The 18690-nt window shown below is 60.3% G+C and carries 13 protein-coding genes; 7 read left to right on the top strand and 6 right to left on the bottom strand.

The window, feature by feature from the left end; all coding sequences use genetic code 11:
* Positions 1 to 23 precede the first annotated feature (23 nt).
* From moaE to BFP92_RS06115, 6 genes are all read right to left on the bottom strand, one after another.
* Positions 24 to 473: a molybdopterin synthase catalytic subunit MoaE gene (moaE, locus tag BFP92_RS06140; protein ID WP_065912579.1), complete on the bottom strand. Its 450-nt coding sequence runs from the start codon at positions 471 to 473 to the stop codon at positions 24 to 26.
* Positions 474 to 475: 2 nt separating this feature from the next.
* Positions 476 to 718, bottom strand: coding sequence for a molybdopterin converting factor subunit 1 (gene moaD / locus BFP92_RS06135; protein ID WP_065912578.1), 243 nt, complete (start codon positions 716 to 718; stop codon positions 476 to 478).
* Positions 715 to 1188 (bottom strand): cyclic pyranopterin monophosphate synthase MoaC, encoded by a 474-nt coding sequence (gene moaC, locus BFP92_RS06130; protein WP_056858942.1) that lies wholly within the window; start codon positions 1186 to 1188, stop codon positions 715 to 717. The genes moaD and moaC overlap by 4 nt, the downstream gene beginning before the upstream one ends.
* 115 nt (positions 1189 to 1303) lie before the next feature.
* Positions 1304 to 5038, bottom strand: coding sequence for an autotransporter domain-containing protein (locus BFP92_RS06125; protein ID WP_065912577.1), 3735 nt, complete (start codon positions 5036 to 5038; stop codon positions 1304 to 1306).
* A gap of 309 nt (positions 5039 to 5347) precedes the next feature.
* Complete coding sequence (locus BFP92_RS06120; RefSeq protein WP_012722339.1) at positions 5348 to 6742, bottom strand: PhoH family protein; 1395 nt, start codon at positions 6740 to 6742, stop codon at positions 5348 to 5350.
* Between the two features lie 339 nt (positions 6743 to 7081).
* Entirely contained in the window at positions 7082 to 8206 is a 1125-nt protein-coding gene (locus BFP92_RS06115; protein ID WP_065912576.1) for a polysaccharide deacetylase family protein, read from the bottom strand.
* 120 nt (positions 8207 to 8326) lie between these two features.
* On the opposite strand from BFP92_RS06115, the gene yaaA reads away from it, so the two are divergent.
* The 7 genes from yaaA (at position 8327) to algG (ending at position 18684) form a co-directional block, all read left to right on the top strand.
* A complete protein-coding gene (gene yaaA, locus BFP92_RS06110; protein ID WP_056858945.1) occupies positions 8327 to 9106 on the top strand; it encodes a peroxide stress protein YaaA in 780 nt (259 codons plus the stop codon).
* Between the two features lie 893 nt (positions 9107 to 9999).
* The gene (locus BFP92_RS06105) at positions 10000 to 11316 is read left to right on the top strand and encodes a nucleotide sugar dehydrogenase (protein ID WP_065912575.1); all 1317 of its coding nucleotides are present in this window, start codon (positions 10000 to 10002) and stop codon (positions 11314 to 11316) included.
* An 83-nt stretch (positions 11317 to 11399) separates the two neighbouring features.
* Positions 11400 to 12881 carry a mannuronan synthase gene (gene alg8, locus BFP92_RS06100; RefSeq protein WP_056858947.1) on the top strand — a complete coding sequence of 494 codons (1482 nt, stop codon included), beginning with the start codon at positions 11400 to 11402 and terminating at the stop codon, positions 12879 to 12881.
* Positions 12882 to 12917: 36 nt separating this feature from the next.
* Entirely contained in the window at positions 12918 to 14084 is a 1167-nt protein-coding gene (locus tag BFP92_RS06095) for an alginate biosynthesis protein Alg44 (RefSeq protein ID WP_065912574.1), read from the top strand.
* Between the two features lie 9 nt (positions 14085 to 14093).
* The gene (algK, locus tag BFP92_RS06090) at positions 14094 to 15632 is read left to right on the top strand and encodes an alginate biosynthesis TPR repeat lipoprotein AlgK (protein WP_083221703.1); all 1539 of its coding nucleotides are present in this window, start codon (positions 14094 to 14096) and stop codon (positions 15630 to 15632) included.
* Positions 15629 to 17116, top strand: coding sequence for an alginate export family protein (locus BFP92_RS06085; protein WP_065912572.1), 1488 nt, complete (start codon positions 15629 to 15631; stop codon positions 17114 to 17116). Before algK ends, BFP92_RS06085 begins: the two co-directional genes overlap by 4 nt.
* Positions 17116 to 18684, top strand: a complete 1569-nt coding sequence (gene algG, locus BFP92_RS06080) for a mannuronan 5-epimerase AlgG (protein WP_065912571.1) — start codon at positions 17116 to 17118, stop codon at positions 18682 to 18684. The genes BFP92_RS06085 and algG overlap by 1 nt, the downstream gene beginning before the upstream one ends.
* The last annotated feature ends 6 nt before the right edge of the window (positions 18685 to 18690 follow it).

Genomic DNA, 18690 nt, shown 5'->3' with positions numbered 1-18690 from the left:
TCCATACACCTTTAGTCAGCGGTTTATTTCCAGCGCTCCGCCGCCGCGTGATCACTGCCCCGCCCTTCCACCCAACGCGGCCCTTGCGGGGTGTTCTCCTTCTTCCAGAACGGCGCCCGCGTCTTCAAGTAATCCATCACAAACGCACAGGCATCAAACGCTGCCTGGCGATGGGCGCTGGCTGCCGCCACAAACACAATCGGCTCGCCCGGCTCCAGCGCGCCGATGCGGTGCAGCACTTCCAGCTTGAGCAACGGCCAGCGCTGCTCGGCTTCCACGCTGATCTTGGCCAGGGCTTTTTCGGTCATGCCGGGGTAGTGCTCAAGGAACATCCCGGACACATCGCGGCCATCATTGAAGTCGCGTACATAACCGACAAAACTCACCACCGCGCCCACGCCGACATTGGCGGCGTGCATGGCGTTGACCTCTGCGCCGGGGTCGAATGCCTCGGTCTGTACGCGAATGGCCATGTTCAGCCTCCGGTCACGGGCGGGAAAAATGCCACTTCATCACCGGCCTGCACCGGCTCGTCGAGGCCGCACAGTTCCTCGTTACGCGCGCACATCAGGCTGCTCTCATTGAGCACCGCAAACTCAGGGTCTGCCGCCAACGCCAGACGCACCGCATCGACGGTAGCAAACTCGCCCTCCATCTCCAGTGAATCGAAGCCTGTCGCTTCGGCATAACGCGCAAAAAACAATACGTTGATGCTCATGCCTGGTCCGCCTTGAAATGCCCGCTTTTGCCGCCAAGCTTTTCCAGCAGGCGAATACTTTCGATGGTCATGCCGCGGTCCACGGCCTTGCACATGTCGTAGATGGTCAGGGCTGCGACGCTGGCGGCGGTGAGCGCTTCCATTTCCACGCCGGTCTGGCCGCTGAGTTTGCAGCGCGCGAGGATATGCACAGCGTCCACACCGTCGGCGCGCAGTTCAACCTTGACGCCGGTCAGCATCAGCGGATGGCACAACGGGATCAGGTCACTGGTTTTTTTCGCCGCCTGGATCCCGGCGATGCGGGCCACGGCAAACACGTCACCCTTGGGGTGGGCGCCGTCGACAATCATTTTCAAGGTGTCGGGCAGCATGCGCACCCGCGCTTCGGCCACAGCTTCACGGAACGTCACGGCTTTGTCAGTGACGTCGACCATATGGGCGCGACCTTGGGAATCGAGATGAGTCAGCACAGGGATACTCCTGATCAGGAGCGGCAATTGTAAACCTGTGAGTCAATTTTGCGCAGGGCTGTTTACCCCATGAAAAAAGGGGCGCAAAGCGCCCCTTCAAAAACCAACACTTGCGTTAGAACCGGAAAGTAAACCCGGCATTGATCCCGTTGTTGTTACCCCGGTTGGACAGCAAACCGCTGTAGTTCAACGACACCAGTGTGTCCTTGGTCAGGGCCATTTCCGCACTGGCCTTGATCACCGCGCCATCGCGGGCCACGGGCACGCTGTTGACCGCAAACGCATTGTCGCTGCCGGCAAACTTCAGCGAGGCATCGCGATCGGTATCGCCAAACTGATGCTCCCAGCCCAGCTCACCGCGCAACGTCACCGCCGAGGTGGAACTGACCGGCAGTTGGGTATGCGCGCGCAGGCCCAGGGTGGACAGCGTGGCGTCCTGGCTTTGCTTGCTGGCATGCAAGGCTGCGGCGCCGCCTTTTTCCTTGAACGAATCACTCTGGTAGTTCAGGTAGGTCAGGTTGGCGAAGGGTTCGAACTGGTTCCACTGGGTGTAACCGATCTCGGCAAACACCTGGTCGGTGCGCGCGTTGTAGTCGGCTTTGTCGTAGTCCGACTGGTTGGCGTACGCCACGCGGCGCGAGCTGTCGATACGGTGCCAGGTGGTGGCGCCGCCCATGCGCAGAGCGATCGCGTCGAAGCGTTTACCGCCGTAGACCGACAGGTGATAGTTGTCACTGTCTGCCGATGCCGACTCGCCATTGAGATGGCTTTGGGTGTAGCCGGTGGCGGCGCCCACACGCCAGCCGTCGCCGACCTCGGTGTCGAGGCCCAGCAGCACGCCACTGGTAGACGAGGAGTAACCGCTGGCGTTGTTGTCACCGCTGACGTTATTGCGCCCGCCCAGCAGCTGGACCCAGCCGCCGTTGTCATGGGTGTCGATCTGCGCGCTGGAATCCAGCGCCTGAGCCTGTTGCAGGCGGCCGTTCACCGCTTCACGAATGTAACGGCTGTCGGCCATTTGCGCCGCCGCCACGTCCGAGTGCAGTTGCCCCGAGAGTTGCTTGAGTGCCGCTTGCGCCTGCGCCGCCGAGTCCGAGGCCAGCAGGCTTTCATACACCGGGCTGCCCGCGCCCAAGGCTTCGGCCGCCGTCGCCACGGCGCGTTCATTGCGGGTTTGCGCGATGCTGGCAAAGGTCGTCTGGTTACGCGCCACGGCCAAGCTGAGTTGGTTCGGCTGATAGCTCAGCTGAGTGCCGATAAACAGGTAGTTGGGCGTGATCGCTGCAAACTGGCCGTTGATGCCTTGGCTGGCGGTGAGGATGTTGAACTGCTGGCCCACCAGGCTACGGGCCTCAGTGGCCGACAGCAGGTTCGGGCTGTTTTCCAGGGACACGGTCACCACACCACCGTTAAGGGTGGCGACGCCGCTGCTCTGGATCTGGTCGCTTCGCCCGTTCGGGCCGACCTCCACGGCGTATACCGAACCAGGGTTGAAGGTCACGTCGCCGGTGCGCAGCGTACCGATCGAATGGCCCGGTGCCACGCGCCCGCCGGTGTTCACGGTCAAGGCGCCCACCGTACCGTTACCGGCCAGGGTGCCGCCCAACGTGGTCAGCACGCCGTTATCCGCATTGCGGGTGCCCACGGCGCTGCCATCCACGGTCACGGCGGAGGTCAACGAGCCGTCTACCGACAGCTTGCCGCCGCGCACCCAGGTGCTGCCCGAATAGGTGTTCCGGCCCTCGAGCACCAGTTCGCCGTCGCCCGACTTGGCCAGGCTGCCGACGTAAGTCGCGCCGGTGAGCAGATCCTTGCCGCGTGCCAGCGTCGCCTGTTCCCGGGCGTGGCCGATTTCGTAGGCAAACTGGTCATCGTCAGAGGCATTGGCGGGCAAGCCGTTGAGCCAGCCCTTCTGTTGCTTGGTGGCGGCCCAGGTGGCTTGTTCGGCGGTGTCTTCGACACGGCGGGCGCGGATCGCCTCATCGGAAATCGGGTTGGCCCAGATATCCCGCGTGCCGGTGGGCAACGCCACTGCCATCGAACCGAGGAACTGCCCCGGCCCCTGCATGGCTTTTTGCAGGTTGGGCAAGCCCCAGCCGCTGACCACGCCGGGCACTTGCGGCGTGCCCGGCGCGGCGTCGTGCACAGGTTGCAGGTTGTCGTAGGTGCGGCCGCCGGTCAGGTCGCCTACCGGCGTATCGGGCCCGTCCGGCGCCTGCAGGCTGGAGGTGGTCAGCAACACATCCCGAGCCTGGCTGGCGGTCATGTAGGGGAAGCGCTGAATCACCAGCGCCAGCGCCCCGGAGACGCTCGGCGCAGCGGCAGAGGTGCCGTTGGCATTGGGGATGATTTCCCCTTCAGGCCCGGTGGACGGAATGCCCGAAACACCCATCACACACCACCACTTTGAAGTGCCGCAGCGGTTGTAGACCTGAGCGCTGGTCTCGTCATAGCCGGTGATCGAGAGGAATTTGCTCTCGATATCCGGCTTGAAAAACGGCAGGTTGGCGTTGGTGTCCGGGTTGGCACCGTGGCTGTCGTTGCCCGCCGAGATAATCTGGATAAAGGTGTTTTGCCGCGCGGCGTCAGCCATCGCGTCCATCCAGGTCTTTTGCCCTGCGTGGGCCTTGTCCCAGAACGGGCGATAGGCAGCAGTCATGTCGCGCAAATTATCGGCCGCGCTGTCGCCTACGTTGCCGAAGTGGTTTTCCACATCATTGCGCGAATTCTGGCCCCAGCTCTGGTTGACGATCGAGACGTTCTTCGCCGCCAGCGCGTTGTAGCTGGCCATGAACGCGTTGTAGTCCAGGTCATTGGAGCCCTGGAAACGGTTGTCGTCAGTGCCGCCGGTATTGGCGACAAAGATATTCGCGTCAAACGCAATGCCATGCATGCCGGTGCCATTGCGGCTGGCGCCCAGCACGCCGGACATCTCGGTGCCGTGACCGTCATTGATGGTCGGGTCGTACTCACCGGAAATACTGAAGTGCTCGCCCTTCTGAAACTCGCCATCGGGCGTGTCATGAATGTAACGCGGGTGGGTGGCGTAGTACTCGCCGGTGGAGGTTACGGCCTGCACGCGGTCCTGGCCCTGGGCATTCTTGCCCTGGAACTCGAAGTGTTCAGTGAGGATGCCCGAGTCGAGCACGCCGACGTTCACGCCCTTGCCGGTCATGCCCAAGGCATAGGCGTAATACGCGTTGGTGCGATCCAGGCCGGAGTTGACCTGGGCTTCGGGGGTTTTCCAGGTTTGCGCGTTGGCGCTCCAGTCACGGGTGGCGCCAGCCCAGGATTGGCCGGCATTCAGTTGCGCGTTGAGGTTGCTGCTCACACCCGGCTCTACGTAGGTGTAGGGCTTGGCCGCCGGCAGGTTGGCGATAATGGCCTTGGAGAAGTCGAGAATATTGGTGGTATAGCGCCCGCTGTTGCTGAACAGCCGGCTGCGGTAGTAATCCAGGCGTGAGGCATAGTCCAGTGGGCGTTTGGTATCGCCGAGCATGGCGCCGATGGTGAGGTTTTCCGGTTGCAGTTCGTAGTTTTGCTTGAGGGCCGAATCGAACTTGCCGGACTGTGCGGCAAAGTCCTTGGCCGCAAGGTCGACGATATCGGCGTAGGCGAACCGCAGGTTTTTATACACATCGGTATTGGGGCCAAACGAGGCAACGGCTTTTCTGAAGGCCGACTCCAGCACTTGCGACGTGTAGGGGTTGGCGTCATCGGCCCAGGCCACGGAGCCTTGGCCCAGCCACAGGGCCAAGCCGAGTGCGATAGGTGTGAGGGGTATCGATTTGGAGCCTGTAGCGCGCTTGCGTTTTTGCGACAAAGTGAAGCCATTACCTGCTGCGTCCATTTTCCTTTCCCTTTGAATATGTGCTTCGTCAATGAGCGATGTATCGGGCTTTTTGTAATAGGCAGGATCACGCGCAAGACCAACGCCGGGTCTTGAATAAATCGTCGAGTCAAAGCGATCGCGTTTCGACGGGGTGACGCAGTTTTTTTATAGTTTTCGGCGATAAAAAATGTAACAAAATAATTACAAAGCCTACAAGCACCCAGGACGCATTAACGAAGACAAATGTCGCCCATAACAAAAACCCCGAACTTCGCGAGAAATTCGGGGTGTTTTGTGGCATTTAGCCACTAACTACAGCATGGGCGATTACAGATGGGATTCGGCGTACTCGGCCAGAATCGAACGTGGCACCCCTTGCAGCGCGATGTGCACGCCGTTGGGGAAGTCTTTGAAACGCTCCGTCAGGTAAGTCAGCCCGGAGCTGGTCGCGGACAGGTAAGGGGTGTCGATCTGTGCCAGGTTGCCCAGGCACACCACTTTGGAACCGGCACCGGCACGGGTGATGATGGTTTTCATCTGGTGCGGTGTGAGGTTCTGGCATTCATCGATCAAAATCAGGCTTTGCTGGAAGCTGCGACCTCGGATGTAGTTGAGGGATTTGAACTGCAACGGCACTTTGCTGAGGATGTAGTCGACGCTGCCATGGGTGTTTTCGTCATCCATGTGCAAGGCTTCGAGGTTGTCGGTGATCGCCCCCAGCCACGGCTCCATTTTTTCCGCTTCGGTGCCGGGCAGAAAGCCGATTTCCTGGTCCAGGCCCTGCACACTGCGGGTGGCGATGATGCGGCGATAGCGTTTGGTCACCATGGTCTGCTCGATGGCGGCCGCCAGGGCGAGGATGGTTTTCCCCGAGCCTGCGGCGCCGGTCAGGTTGACCAGATGAATATCCGGATCGAGCAGCGCGTACAGCGCCAGGCTCTGATAGATATCACGCGGTTTCAGGCCCCAGGCTTCCTGGTGCAACAGGGGTTCCTGATGCAGGTCGAGGATCAGCAGCTTGTCGACCTGAATCTCTTTGATCCAGCCCACAAACCCCTGTTCGTCGATAATGAATTCATTGATGTGCACGGCCGGCAGGTTGTCGATCAGCTGTACCTGGTGCCAGGTGCGGCCATGGTCCTGACGGGTTTCGACCTTGCTCACCAGGTCCCAGAAAGAGCCGGTCACGGTGTGATAACCCCGCGACAGCATCGACACGTCGTCGACGAGCTGGTCGGTACTGTAGTCCTCGGCAGCGATCCCACACGCTCGTGCCTTGAGGCGCATATTGATGTCTTTGGTCACCAGCACCAGGCGCAGGTCCTTGTCGCGCGCGTGCAGGTCGATCAATTGGTTGATGATTTTGTTGTCGTTGAGGTTTTCCGGCAGCAGGCTGTTGGGCTCGCTGCGTTTACTCATCAGAATCGACAGCAAGCCCTTCGGCCCGCTTTTGCCACGCTGGATCGGCACGCCGACTTCAACGTCCTCGGGCGAGGCTTCACCCAGGGTCTTGTCGATCAGGCGGATCGCCTGGCGGCATTCGGCAGCCACGCTGTGGTGCCCGCTTTTGAGTTTGTCGAGCTCCTCAAGCACGATCATCGGGATGGCGACGTGGTGTTCTTCGAAGTTAAGCAGTGCGTTTGGATCGTGGATCAATACGTTGGTATCAAGCACATAAAGGATTGGCTGGTCGGAAGAAGGGTTACGTCCATGATCATCCATACTCGGTCACCTTTGTGGGAGCCATTCGACGCAATACCTGGGCGGTGCTGCGCCTCGATTCGACCACCGACTGCACCTGAGTGACGTCAAGTGCAGTGCCCACATGAGGAGTCTTGAAAGACGCCACCTGTGTTGCAGGGTTCGGCGATCTGACTTCGTAATACCGCAAAACCCATGACAGGAAAAAGCACTTTGACGCTTTTTTGAAGTTTATTTTTCAGGATGACGAATAGCACTAGCCGAGTCCCAGTGACCCCGTTAAAGTCGGAAGTCCGCCTGCATCGAAATGTCGCACAAAATCACCCCTGAAGCTCCCAATCCCTAACAGGGCCGGGCACTTCAGCGAAATGCCTCCCGGCAGTCCTGCCACCCCAAGCCACTTTGCGCCGTTGCCTGCAATAACATCGGCAATGCCACCCGCGCCTTGTCCTGGGTGTCGTGAAACACGATCACGCCCTTACGCCACAACAGCATCAACGTCAGCACCCGTTGCGCCGACTCATCGGCCTTGAGTTTGCCCGGTTCGTCCTGGGAGTCGATGTCCCACAACGCCACCTGCAAACCCTGGGACTGGAAGAAACCCTGGCTGTCGGCACGGCGCTGGCCATAGGGCGGGCGAAACAGCGGCACATAGTTTTCCGGCATCAGGTTCTGCACCAGCGCGGCGCTGCGGGTAATCGAGCTTTGCCACTCGACCCAATGGCTATGGGACCGGTATTGCCAACCCTGGGTGCCCACGCACTGGCCTTGGTACAAGGCCTGCACGTCACTGCTGGAGCTGCGCTCTACGCGGGTTTGCACACTGCTGCCAAGGGCGAAGAACGTGGCGTTCATCTTCTGCTTGCGCAGGTAGTCGGTGAGCCAGTCGGTATTGCCGCTGACCGGCGCCGGGCCGCCGTCGAAGGTCAGCAGGAACAGCCGGTCGTTCAACTCGTCGCCATTGCGTTCGTGGTCGCCAAACCGCAGCACTTCACTGCTGATCTGCGGGAACAGCGCGGCTTTGCGCAGCAACTCGTCCAGGTAGCGTGCGTGGAAGTGCCGGCTGGGGGCGGCCCAGCCTATATAGAAAGAATTGTCACTGACCTCGAACTTACCGGCCTGCTCACGCAGGTCGTCCATGTTTTCCACCAGGTAGCAGAACGAGGCGTCTTCTTCACAGCTTTGCTGGGCGGCCGTGTAGTTTTCCAGCAAGCGCTGCCAGAGCTGTCGACGCAGGTCGTCGATGGCGGCCAGGTTGATGATCTTCAGGCCAAGACGTTGTTTGAGGGCGGCCTCATCCTGATTTTCGCTGGCCAGCAGGCTATGGGAGAACATCAGGATTTCGGCGCGTGAGGCGACATCGAACAGTGCCGGGCTGCTGAGCTTTTCGGGCCAGGTGCCACGGTCCAGGCTGGCCACATCCACCGGCGCGGCGTGGGCGTTCAGGCACAGTAAGCAGGCTGACAATAAAAGTGCTAGGCGCACGCAGGGTCTCCCTCTCCAGAGTTACCGCCCATCATAGCGGATCGTGCCTATCGCCATCATAGGTGGAGTCAAACCACTCAACCCCCTAGAATCCCTGCCACGATTACAGGAGCCAACTTCATGCTGATGGTGATTTCCCCCGCCAAAACCCTCGACTTCGAGTCAAAGCCGGTCACCCCGCGCTTTACCCAACCGCAATACCTCGACCACTCCCAGGAACTGATCGAACAATTGCGCGAACTGAGCCCGGCGCAAATCAGCGAGTTGATGCACGTCTCCGACAAAATCGGCGGCCTCAACGCCGCCCGTTTCGGCAGCTGGACCCCGGCCTTCACGCCGGCCAATGCCAAGCAGGCGCTGCTGGCATTCAAGGGCGACGTGTATACCGGCCTGAATGCCGAGACCTTCAGCGATGCCGATTTCAGCTACGCCCAGGACCACCTGCGCATGCTCTCGGGCCTCTACGGCCTGCTGCGCCCGCTGGACCTGATGATGCCGTACCGCCTGGAGATGGGCACCAAACTGCCCAACGCCCGCGGCAAAGACCTCTACGCGTTCTGGGGCACGCGCATCAGCGAATGGTTGAATGAAGCGCTGGCCGAACAAGGCGACGACGTACTGCTCAACCTGGCCTCCAACGAGTACTTCTCGGCGGTCAAGCGAACAGCCCTGAACGCACGCATCATCAACACCGAGTTCAAGGACCTGAAGAACGGCCAGTACAAGATCATCAGCTTCTACGCCAAAAAGGCCCGGGGCATGATGAGCCGTTTTGTGATTGAAGAGCGCATCAATGATCCTGCCAAGCTCAAAGCATTTGATGTGCAGGGTTACCGCTTCAATGCGGAGCAGTCCAAGCCGGATAATCTGGTGTTCCTGCGCGATCACGCACCGGAATAGGGCCCGCTCTCACGCTGTAGTTCAACTGTGGGAGCTGGCTTGCCTGCGATAGCGGAGTGTCAGGTTAAGAAATACTGACTGATCCACCGCTATCGCAGCGATGCGGCGACCCGACAAGCCAGCTCCCACAGTTTTGTCTGCGTTCCACGCCGAAAAAGTCATTTATTTGACGCCAAAAAATCCGCACGCAGATTTCTAAAGAATCTTTCACTCGACATTCGTCATTTTTTTTCGTAGTGGCACCACTTTTTTCAAACACTAGTGGCACAAAACTATCCCCTCTCTTCAACTCCCCATAACCACTCGCCCAAATAGCAAGTGCTATCAATATAGTACCAGTGCCATCTTTTCTAATATTTCAAGAAATTTCCGGAAACAGGATGAGCGGCCAGGAACTTCACCCTCAAGCACCGCTCATACCACCGGTAACGAAATTCTCTGTTGCTGTAAGAGATGACTTACATGACCAACCCACGGAAGTAGCGAAGTTGTCATATTTCAACTTTGACTCAGGAGTCATATTGCCAATTGATTAATCGATAGCGGCATCAAGGATGAATTGCCACACGCTATAAGGCCAAGGCCAAGCTTCCCCTAATGGGTCAGTGAGACAACCCAAGGCATTGATATTCAAAGGCTATCAGCCTCTATCAAGGCCCTGCGGCACTGACGCCAGGCCCTTCTCCCAGGAAGGCCGGCTGCATTTGAGGGCAAGCTCCAATAACAAGGCCACGTTGCGCACACCTTGGGTGCACTTATTAGTCACTCGTCATTAAACATGCCTGCACGCGGTAAGTCGGCGTCTATTCGCCCAACTTTCGCGGCATCAGTGACGCTTGCAAACATGAACTCCAGCCATCTAATGGCCTGTATTAAACAAAGAGGTAATTGCGATGCGCATCAGCATATTTGGTTTGGGTTACGTTGGCGCAGTCTGTGCCGGTTGCCTGTCTGCCCGTGGCCACGAAGTGGTCGGCGTAGACATCTCCAAGGATAAGATCGACCTGATCAACGCGGGTAAATCGCCGATCGTTGAACCGGGTCTGGGCGAACTGTTGAGCCAAGGCATCGCAAACGGTCGACTGCGCGGCACTACCAACTTCGCCGACGCCATCCGCGATACCGACCTGTCGATGATTTGCGTGGGCACGCCGAGCAAGAAAAACGGCGACCTGGAACTCAACTACATCGAAGCGGTATGCCGCGAGATCGGTTTTGTCCTGCGGGACAAAACCACCCGTCACACCATCGTGGTGCGCAGCACCGTACTGCCAGGCACCGTGGCCAACGTAGTGATCCCGATCCTGGAGGACTGCTCCGGCAAAAAAGCCGGTGTCGACTTCGGCGTGGCGGTGAACCCTGAGTTCCTGCGTGAATCCACGGCCATCGCCGACTACGACTTGCCGCCGATGACCGTCATCGGCGAATTCGACAAAGCCTCCGGCGATGTCCTGCAGTCGCTGTACGAAGAGCTCGATGCACCGATCATCCGCAAGGACATCGCCGTCGCCGAGATGATCAAGTACACCTGCAACGTGTGGCACGCCACCAAGGTCACGTTCGCCAACGAGATCGGCAACATCGCCAAGGCCGTCGGCGTCGACGGTCGTGAAGTGATGGAAGTGGTCTGCCAGGACAAGACCCTCAACCTGTCCCAATACTACATGCGCCCAGGTTTCGCCTTCGGCGGTTCGTGCCTGCCCAAAGACGTGCGCGCCCTCACCTACCGCGCCAGCTCGCTGGACGTGGAAGCGCCGCTGCTCAACTCGCTGATGCGCAGCAACGAGTCCCAGGTGCAGAACGCCTTCGATATCGTCGCCGGCCACGACAAGCGCAAAGTCGCCCTGCTGGGCCTGAGCTTCAAGGCCGGCACCGACGACCTGCGCGAAAGCCCGCTGGTGGAACTCGCGGAAATGCTGATCGGCAAGGGCTTTGACCTGAGCATCTACGACAGCAACGTCGAATACGCCCGTGTCCACGGCGCCAACAAGGACTACATCGAAGGCAAGATCCCCCATGTGTCGTCGCTGCTCAATTCCGACTTCGACGACGTGATCAACAACTCCGATGTGATCATCCTCGGCAACCGTGACGAGAAATTCCGTGCCCTGGCGCACAACGCTCCCCACGGCAAACAGGTGATCGACTTGGTGGGCTTCATGTCCCGGGCCACCAGTGTCAGTGGCCGTACCGAAGGCATTTGCTGGTAACAGCAACGGTAAGTTTCGCGCTGCACGTGTCCTGATCCCCAGCACGTGCAGTGCGGAGCCTTCTTCACCTTCGGATGACGCTCATGTCCAAGTTAAAACACGTACTGCTCCAATCCGCCGGCTGGCTGTTCTTCCTCAGCCTGCTGATGGGTCTCGCCCTGCTGCTGCCGGCGAGTACGTTCGACTCCGAGTCGAAGAATTTTATTTTCCTGATTGGCGCCGTCGGCATCTGGCGCTACTCGATGGGTGCTACGCATTTCTTTCGCGGCATGCTGTTCCTGTACGTGGTCTACCCGCACTTGCGCCGCAAGGTGCGCAAGCTGGGCAAGGCTGCCGACCCGTCCCACGTATTCCTGATGGTCACCAGTTTCCGTATCGACGCGCTGACCACCGCGCAGGTCTACAGCTCGGTGATTCGCGAAGCCATCGAGTGCGGCTTCCCAACCACCGTGGTGTGCTCGCTGGTGGAGATGTCCGATGAGCTGCTGGTGAAAAGCCTGTGGGAACGCATGAACCCGCCGGAGCGCGTAAAACTCGACTTCGTGCGCATCGCCGGCACCGGTAAACGCGACGGCCTGGCCTTCGGTTTCCGCGCCATCTCGCGCCACCTGCCGGATGACCGCGCCGTGGTGGCGGTGATCGATGGCGACACCGTGCTCGCCGAAGGCGTAGTGCGCAAGACCGTGCCGTGGTTCCAGCTGTTCGGCAATGTCGGTGGTCTGACCACCAACGAATTCTGCGAAGTGCGCGGCGGCTACATCATGAGCGAGTGGCACAAGCTGCGCTTCGCCCAGCGCCACATCAACATGTGCTCCATGGCCCTGTCCAAACGCGTACTGACCATGACCGGGCGCATGTCGGTGTTCCGTGCCAACGTGGTGACCGACCCGGGCTTTATCGCCGACGTGGAAAGCGACTCGCTGCAACACTGGCGCCTGGGCCGCTTCAAGTTTTTGACCGGTGACGACAAGTCGAGCTGGTTCAGCCTGATGCGCCTGGGCTACGACACCTTCTACGTGCCGGACGCCGCGATCCACACCGTGGAACACCCACCGGAAAAGAGCTTTATCAAGGCCAGCCGCAAACTGATGTTCCGCTGGTACGGCAACAACCTGCGCCAGAACTCCCGCGCCCTGGGCCTGGGTATGCGTCGGTTGGGCCTGTTCACCAGCATCGTGTTGTTCGACCAGCGCGTATCGATGTGGACCTCCCTGCTCGGCCTGACCGTGGCGATCATCGCCACCTTCAAATATGGCGGCGCGTTCATCCTCGCGTACCTGCTGTGGATCGGCATCACCCGCCTGATCCTGACCCTGCTGCTGTCGTGCTCCGGCCACAAGATCGGCCCGGCCTACCCGGTGATTCTGTATTACAACCAGATCATGGGCGCGCTGGTGAAGATCTACGTGTTCTTCCGCCTTGATCAACAGTCCTGGACCCGCCAGGACACCAAACTGACCCGCGATTTGGCCAGCTTTCAACGTTGGTTCAACACCTGGTCGTCTCGGACCATGACCTTCTCCGCCGGCAGCATTTTCGTCGCCGTGTTGCTGATGATGGTCTGACCCAGCCAAGCCTGAATTAACTAGGAAATCGAACATATGAACAGCCCAGTAAACGCCAACGTTGTCCACGAATCCGAAGCCCAGCGCCAACATGCCCGGGTCAAAATCCCGGCCAAGCTGCGTTTCTTCAACACCGACCGCACCCAGACCGAAGCACGGGTGATCGACCTGTCCGCCGGTGGCCTGGCGTTCACCGCCACCCAGCCGCTGACCGTCGGTGAAGTGCACAAGGGCCGCCTGCAGTTCGTGATCGATAACCTCGGTCTGGCGATGGATGTAGAGCTGCAGATTCGCTCCTACGACCGCCAGAGCGGCCGCACCGGTTGCCAGTTCCAGAACCTCGACGCCCAGGATATTTCCACCCTGCGCCACCTGATCACCTCGCACCTGTCCGGCGACATCGTGACCATGGGCGACGTGCTTGCCACCCTGCAACGGGACAACTTCACCAAGGCGCGCAAGGTCAAGGACGGCGGCAGCGGCATGAGCGCGTTCGGTCGCTTGCGCGCGGTGGTGTTCAGCGCCGGGATCTTCATTGTCGGCCTCGCCGCGTTCGGTTTTGTGTTCAAGTCGGTGTACGGCATGTACTTCGTCAGCCACGCCCAGGCCGGCCTGGTCAGCGTGCCCGGCATGAACGTGACCATGCCGCGCGACGGCACCGTGCAGAGCCTGCTCAAAGGCGACGCGGTTGCAGCCAAAGGCGCGCCACTGGCGACGTTCAGCACCAGCATGCTCGATGTGCTCAAGGGCCATCTGGACGAAGACCAATTGCAACCGGCCAAGGTTGAAGAGCTGTTCGGCAAGCAAATGACCGGCACTCTGACCTCGCCGTGCGATTGCGTGGTCGCCCAGCAATTGGTCGCCGACGGCCAGTACGCCAGCAAGGGCGATGTGATCTTCCAGCTGGTGCCACGCGGCAGCCAGGCCAATGTGGAAGCGCGCTTTACCTATCGCCAGTTCGGTGACGTACGCCCAGGTACACAGGTGAGCTTCCAGGTCGCCGACGAAGAACAGCTGCGCACCGGCACCATCGTCAGTAGCACCAGCCTGAACAGCGCCGACTTGTCCTCCGACATTCGCGTGCAGATCAAGCCGGATGCGCCGCTGGACAGCACCTATGCCGGCCGCCCGGTGGAAGTCACCAGCGACCGTGGCCCTTCGCTGAACTGGCTGATCGATAAAGCCATGGCTCACGGTCTGTAAGCGGAGGACATGCCTGTGATGACTCTCTCAAATACACCGAGGCCCCTGTGGGAATGCTCTTCTGTGGGAGCCAGGCTTGCCCGCGATGGCGGCGGCGAATCCAACACCGCCATCGCAGCGGTGCGGTGTCCCGACAAGCCAGCTCCCACACAGAGCAGATTTCACTCAGCCTCTGTGTTCTGCACATTGGCATTGGCAGTCTCTCTGACCGGTTGCGCCGGCCTGCCCGACCAACGCCTGGCCAACGAAGCGTTGAAGCGTGGCGACACGGTCACCGCCCAACAGAACTACCAGCAGTTGGCCGACCTCGGTTACAGCGAAGCCCAAGTCGGCCTGGCTGACATCCAGGTCACCACCCGCGATCCCGAGCAAATCCGCCAGGCCGAGGCCACTTACCGCGCAGCCGCCGATACGTCGCCACGTGCACAGGCACGTCTGGGCCGCCTGCTGGTGGCCAAACCCGGTGCTACCGAAGCCGAACAGCACGAGGCCGAAGGCCTGTTGAAAAAAGCCTTTGCCAATGGCGAAGGCAACACCCTGATCCCGCTGGCGATGCTGTACCTGCAATACCCGCACAGCTTCCCCAACGTGAACGCCCAACAGCAAATCAGCAAATGGCAGGCGGCGGGTTACCCGGAAGCAGGTTTGGCCCAGGTGCTGCTGTATCGCACCCAGGGCACCTACGACCAGCACCTGGATGATGTGGAGCGCATCTGCAAGGCGGCGCTGAACACCACCGATATTTGCTACGTCGAGCTGGCCACGGTTTATCAGAAGAAAGCCGAGCCGGAAAAACAGGCCGAACTGCTCAAGCAGCTCGAAGCCGGTTACGCCCGTGGCACCGTCACCGCCCAGCGTGTCGACAGCGTGGCCCGCGTATTGGGTGATGTGACCCTCGGCCAGCCGGACGAAAAAACCGCCCAGGCCCTGCTGGAAAAAATCGCCCCCGGCTACCCGGCCTCCTGGGTCAGCCTGGCGCAACTGCTCTACGACTTCCCCGAACTGGGCGACGTCGACCAGATGATGAAGTACCTGGACAACGGCCGCGCCGCCGACCAACCGCGCGCCGAGCTGTTGCTGGGCAAGCTCTACTACGAAGGCAAGTGGGTACCGGCAGACGCCAAGGCCGCCGAAGCGCATTTCGAAAAAGCCGTGGGCCGTGAAGTCGCCGCCGATTACTACCTCGGCCAGATTTACCGCCGTGGCTACCTGGGCAAGGTCTACTCGCAAAAAGCCCTCGACCACTTGCTGACCGCTGCGCGTAACGGCCAGAACAGCGCCGACTTCGCCATCGCGCAATTGTTTTCCCAGGGCAAGGGCACCAAGCCCGACCCATTGAACGCCTATGTCTTCAGCCAATTGGCCAAAGCCCAGGACACGCCGGAGGCCAATGACCTGGCCACGCAGCTCGAAGCCCCGCTCACGCCTGAGCAACGCGCCGAAGGCCAACGCCTGGTGCAACAGGAGCTGGCCACGCGCGGCACCCTGGCCCAGAGCACGCTGCAACTGCACGCCCTGCAAGAAGAAGACGGCGAGGAATCCCTATGAAGCTCAACCCATTCGTCAAGGCCGGTATCGGCCTGACCTTCGCCCTGCTGTGGTCGTGCCCGACCCTGGCCGCGCTCACCGAAGCCAAGAACTTCGGCCTGGAAGTCAAAGCCACTGCACAGTCCGAAGATGACCGCGACCTCGGTACGCAAAAAGGCGGCGACGTCAACGGCATCGGGCTCGACCTGCGCCCGTGGGTCTACGGTGAAAGCGGGGCGTGGAGCGCCTACGCCATGGGGCAGGCGGTCGTGTCGAGTGACATTATCGAGACCGACCCCCTGCAACAATCGGCCGATGACGAAAATCAGCAAACCACCAACAACGACCGCCAGTCCAAGAAAAATTACCTGGCCATGCGCGAGTTCTGGGTCGGCTACAGCGGTTTCACGCCTTACCCGGGCGAACTGCTCAAGCTGGGTCGCCAACGCTTGCGCAATGACGACGGCCAATGGCGCGACACCAATATCGAAGCGCTGAACTGGACCTTCGATACCACCCTGCTCAAGGCCAATGTCGGCGTCGCCGAACGCTTCAGCGAATACCGCACCGACCTCAAGGAGCTGTCGCCCAAGGACAAGGACCGCCAGCACCTCTACGCCGACGCCGCCTACCAGTGGACCCCAGGCCAGTGGATCGGCCTGCGCGCCCACCACACCCATGACAACGGTAAGCTCGACTACCCGGAACCGGGCGTGGCGACCGACTCATTGGACAAGCGCGAAAACGGCGACCTGACCTGGCTCGGCATCGAAGCCAACAGTGACGCCTATAGCTTGAACAACAGAAACACGGTCAACTACTGGGCCAGCGTCACCGGCATGAAAGGCAACCGCGACACGGTCAATGCCCTCAATGCCGACGGCACCCGCCCAACCCAGGCCAAGCGCAGCGACGATGTGAATGGCTGGGCCACTGACATCGGCGTGCGCCTGCGTCTCGACCCGCAGTGGCAGGTCGGCGCGGCTTATTCCCGCGCCAGCGCCGAGTACGAGCAGAACGGCCTGCAAAGCAACCGTTCGAACTGGACCGGCACCCAGTCCCGCGTGCATCGCTTTGGCGAAGCGTTTCGCGGCGAGATGAACAACATGCAGTCCATGAGCCTGTTCGGTTCCTGGCAGCTGCGCGAGGACTACGACGCCAGCCTGGTTTATCACAAGTTCTGGCGCGTCGACGGCAACAAGCCGGTGGGCAGCAACGGCATCGATGCGGTGCAGAACAACACCGACGACGTGACCGGCGCGATCCTGTCCAGCACCTCGTTACCGCTGGCAGACGGCAAGAAAGACCTGGGTCAGGAAATGGACCTGGTGGTCACCAAGTACTTCAAAAAGGGCCTGTTGCCGGCCGCCCTCAGCCAGTCAATCGACGAGCCGTCGGCGCTGGTGCGCTTTCGTGCAGGCGTGTTCAAGCCGGGTGACGCCTACGGCAGCCAGGTCGACTCGTACATGCACCGCGCGTTTGTCGACGTGATCTGGAAATTCTGATGGGAGCCTGCGCAATGAATGCTCAAAGCCTACTCGTCGCGGCAATGCTGATGGCCAGCGCCACAGCCTTTGCCGATACGGCGGCCAAGGCGCCGACCATCGCCAAGGAACTGCAACAGGCCAAGACCTACACCATTTCCAGCCCGCCGACCGCGCCGCTGGAATTGCCCAAGCCTGCGCTGCCCGACCTGACCGGCTACACCGCGGCGGCGATGGAAAAGAAGATCGTGCGCAGCAAGCCGGGCAAAGTCAGCATCCGCCGCATGATGCAGGAAGACGCGCTCAAGGACTTTATCGGCGGCGATAACAAGATGGCCGAATGGGTGGTGCGCCAGCACGGCATACCCCAGGCGATCTTTGTCGACGACGGCTACATGAACCTCAAGGACCTGCTCGGCAAAGTGCCCAAGCAGTACCTCAGCGAAACCTCGCCGGGCGTGTTTTTGGCCAAGCTGCCGATTGTGGTCGGGCGCAAAGGCATCCTCGACATCGACAAAAAGACTCAGGAGCTGCGCCTGTCCCAACAAGCCGGTTCGTTCCTGATCAACGACGGCCAGCTATTTGTACGTGACACCAAAATCACCGGCTGGGACGAAAAGACCAACGGCCCGGCGCTGTTCAAGTCGCCCAAGGAGTTCCGCCCGTTCCTGCTGGCCTGGGGCGGCACCGAAACCTACATCTCCAAGACCAAGATGGCCAGCTTCGGCTACGCCAACAGTAAGTCGTACGGCGTGAGTATTTCCCAGTACACGCCGAACATGGCCAAGGTGCTCAAGCGCGCGGAACCGACCGGCTGGATCATCGATTCCGAGTTCTCGGACATGTGGTACGGCTTCTACTGCTACGAGACCACAGGCTTTGTGATCAAGGGCAACACCTACAAAGACAACATCGTCTACGGCATCGACCCGCACGACCGTTCCCACGGCCTGATCATTGCCGACAACACCGTCTACGGCACCAAAAAGAAACACGGCATCATCATTTCCCGTGAGGTCAATGATAGCTTCATCTTCAACAACCGCAGCTTCGACAACAAGCTCTCAGGCCTGGTGATCGACCGTAACAGCGTCAACAACCTGATCGCCGACAACGAGATCTACCGCAACCACACCGACGGCATCACCCTCTATGAGAGCGGCGACAATCTGCTGTGGGGCAACAAGGTCATCGCCAACCGTCGCCACGGCATCCGCGTGCGCAACAGCGTGAACATTCGCCTGTACGAGAACTCCGCCATGGCCAACGGGCTGACCGGCGTGTACGGGCACATCAAGGATTTGACCGACACCGACCGCGACATCGCCCTCGACCCGTTTGACGCGAAAGTCTCGTTGATCGTGGTCGGCGGCGAGCTGGCCGGCAACGGCAGCGGGCCGCTGTCGATTGATTCGCCATTGAGCATCGAGCTGTACCGCGTATCGATGCTGGCGCCGACCAAATCCAGCGGCATCAGCTTTGCCGGCGTGCTGGGCGATCGCCAGGAAGAGATTCTCGACCTGCTGGTGCGCCAGCAGAAAGCCGTGCTGATCGACCCTGTCGAACGCCAGACCCAAATGCAGGACTGAGGATGA

This window comes from Pseudomonas sp. 58 R 3, assembly GCF_900006605.1.
Classification (GTDB): Bacteria; Pseudomonadota; Gammaproteobacteria; order Pseudomonadales; family Pseudomonadaceae; genus Aquipseudomonas; species Aquipseudomonas salomonii.
Note: the sequence above shows the minus strand (reverse complement) of the source record. Positions and strands in the feature narration are given on the sequence as shown.

Excerpts from the sequence above, each read along its gene's own strand:
- moaE (WP_065912579.1), bottom strand. The coding sequence starts at position 473 with ATGGCCATTCGCGTACAGACCGAGGCATTCGACCCCGGCGCAGAGGTC.
- algK (WP_083221703.1), top strand. The coding sequence starts at position 14,094 with ATGCCTGTGATGACTCTCTCAAATACACCGAGGCCCCTGTGGGAATGC.
- yaaA (WP_056858945.1), top strand. The coding sequence starts at position 8,327 with ATGCTGATGGTGATTTCCCCCGCCAAAACCCTCGACTTCGAGTCAAAG.
- moaD (WP_065912578.1), bottom strand. The coding sequence starts at position 718 with ATGAGCATCAACGTATTGTTTTTTGCGCGTTATGCCGAAGCGACAGGC.
- BFP92_RS06105 (WP_065912575.1), top strand. The coding sequence starts at position 10,000 with ATGCGCATCAGCATATTTGGTTTGGGTTACGTTGGCGCAGTCTGTGCC.
- alg8 (WP_056858947.1), top strand. The coding sequence starts at position 11,400 with ATGTCCAAGTTAAAACACGTACTGCTCCAATCCGCCGGCTGGCTGTTC.
- BFP92_RS06125 (WP_065912577.1), bottom strand. The coding sequence starts at position 5,038 with ATGGACGCAGCAGGTAATGGCTTCACTTTGTCGCAAAAACGCAAGCGC.
- BFP92_RS06120 (WP_012722339.1), bottom strand. The coding sequence starts at position 6,742 with ATGGATGATCATGGACGTAACCCTTCTTCCGACCAGCCAATCCTTTAT.
- BFP92_RS06085 (WP_065912572.1), top strand. The coding sequence starts at position 15,629 with ATGAAGCTCAACCCATTCGTCAAGGCCGGTATCGGCCTGACCTTCGCC.
- algG (WP_065912571.1), top strand. The coding sequence starts at position 17,116 with ATGGGAGCCTGCGCAATGAATGCTCAAAGCCTACTCGTCGCGGCAATG.
- BFP92_RS06095 (WP_065912574.1), top strand. The coding sequence starts at position 12,918 with ATGAACAGCCCAGTAAACGCCAACGTTGTCCACGAATCCGAAGCCCAG.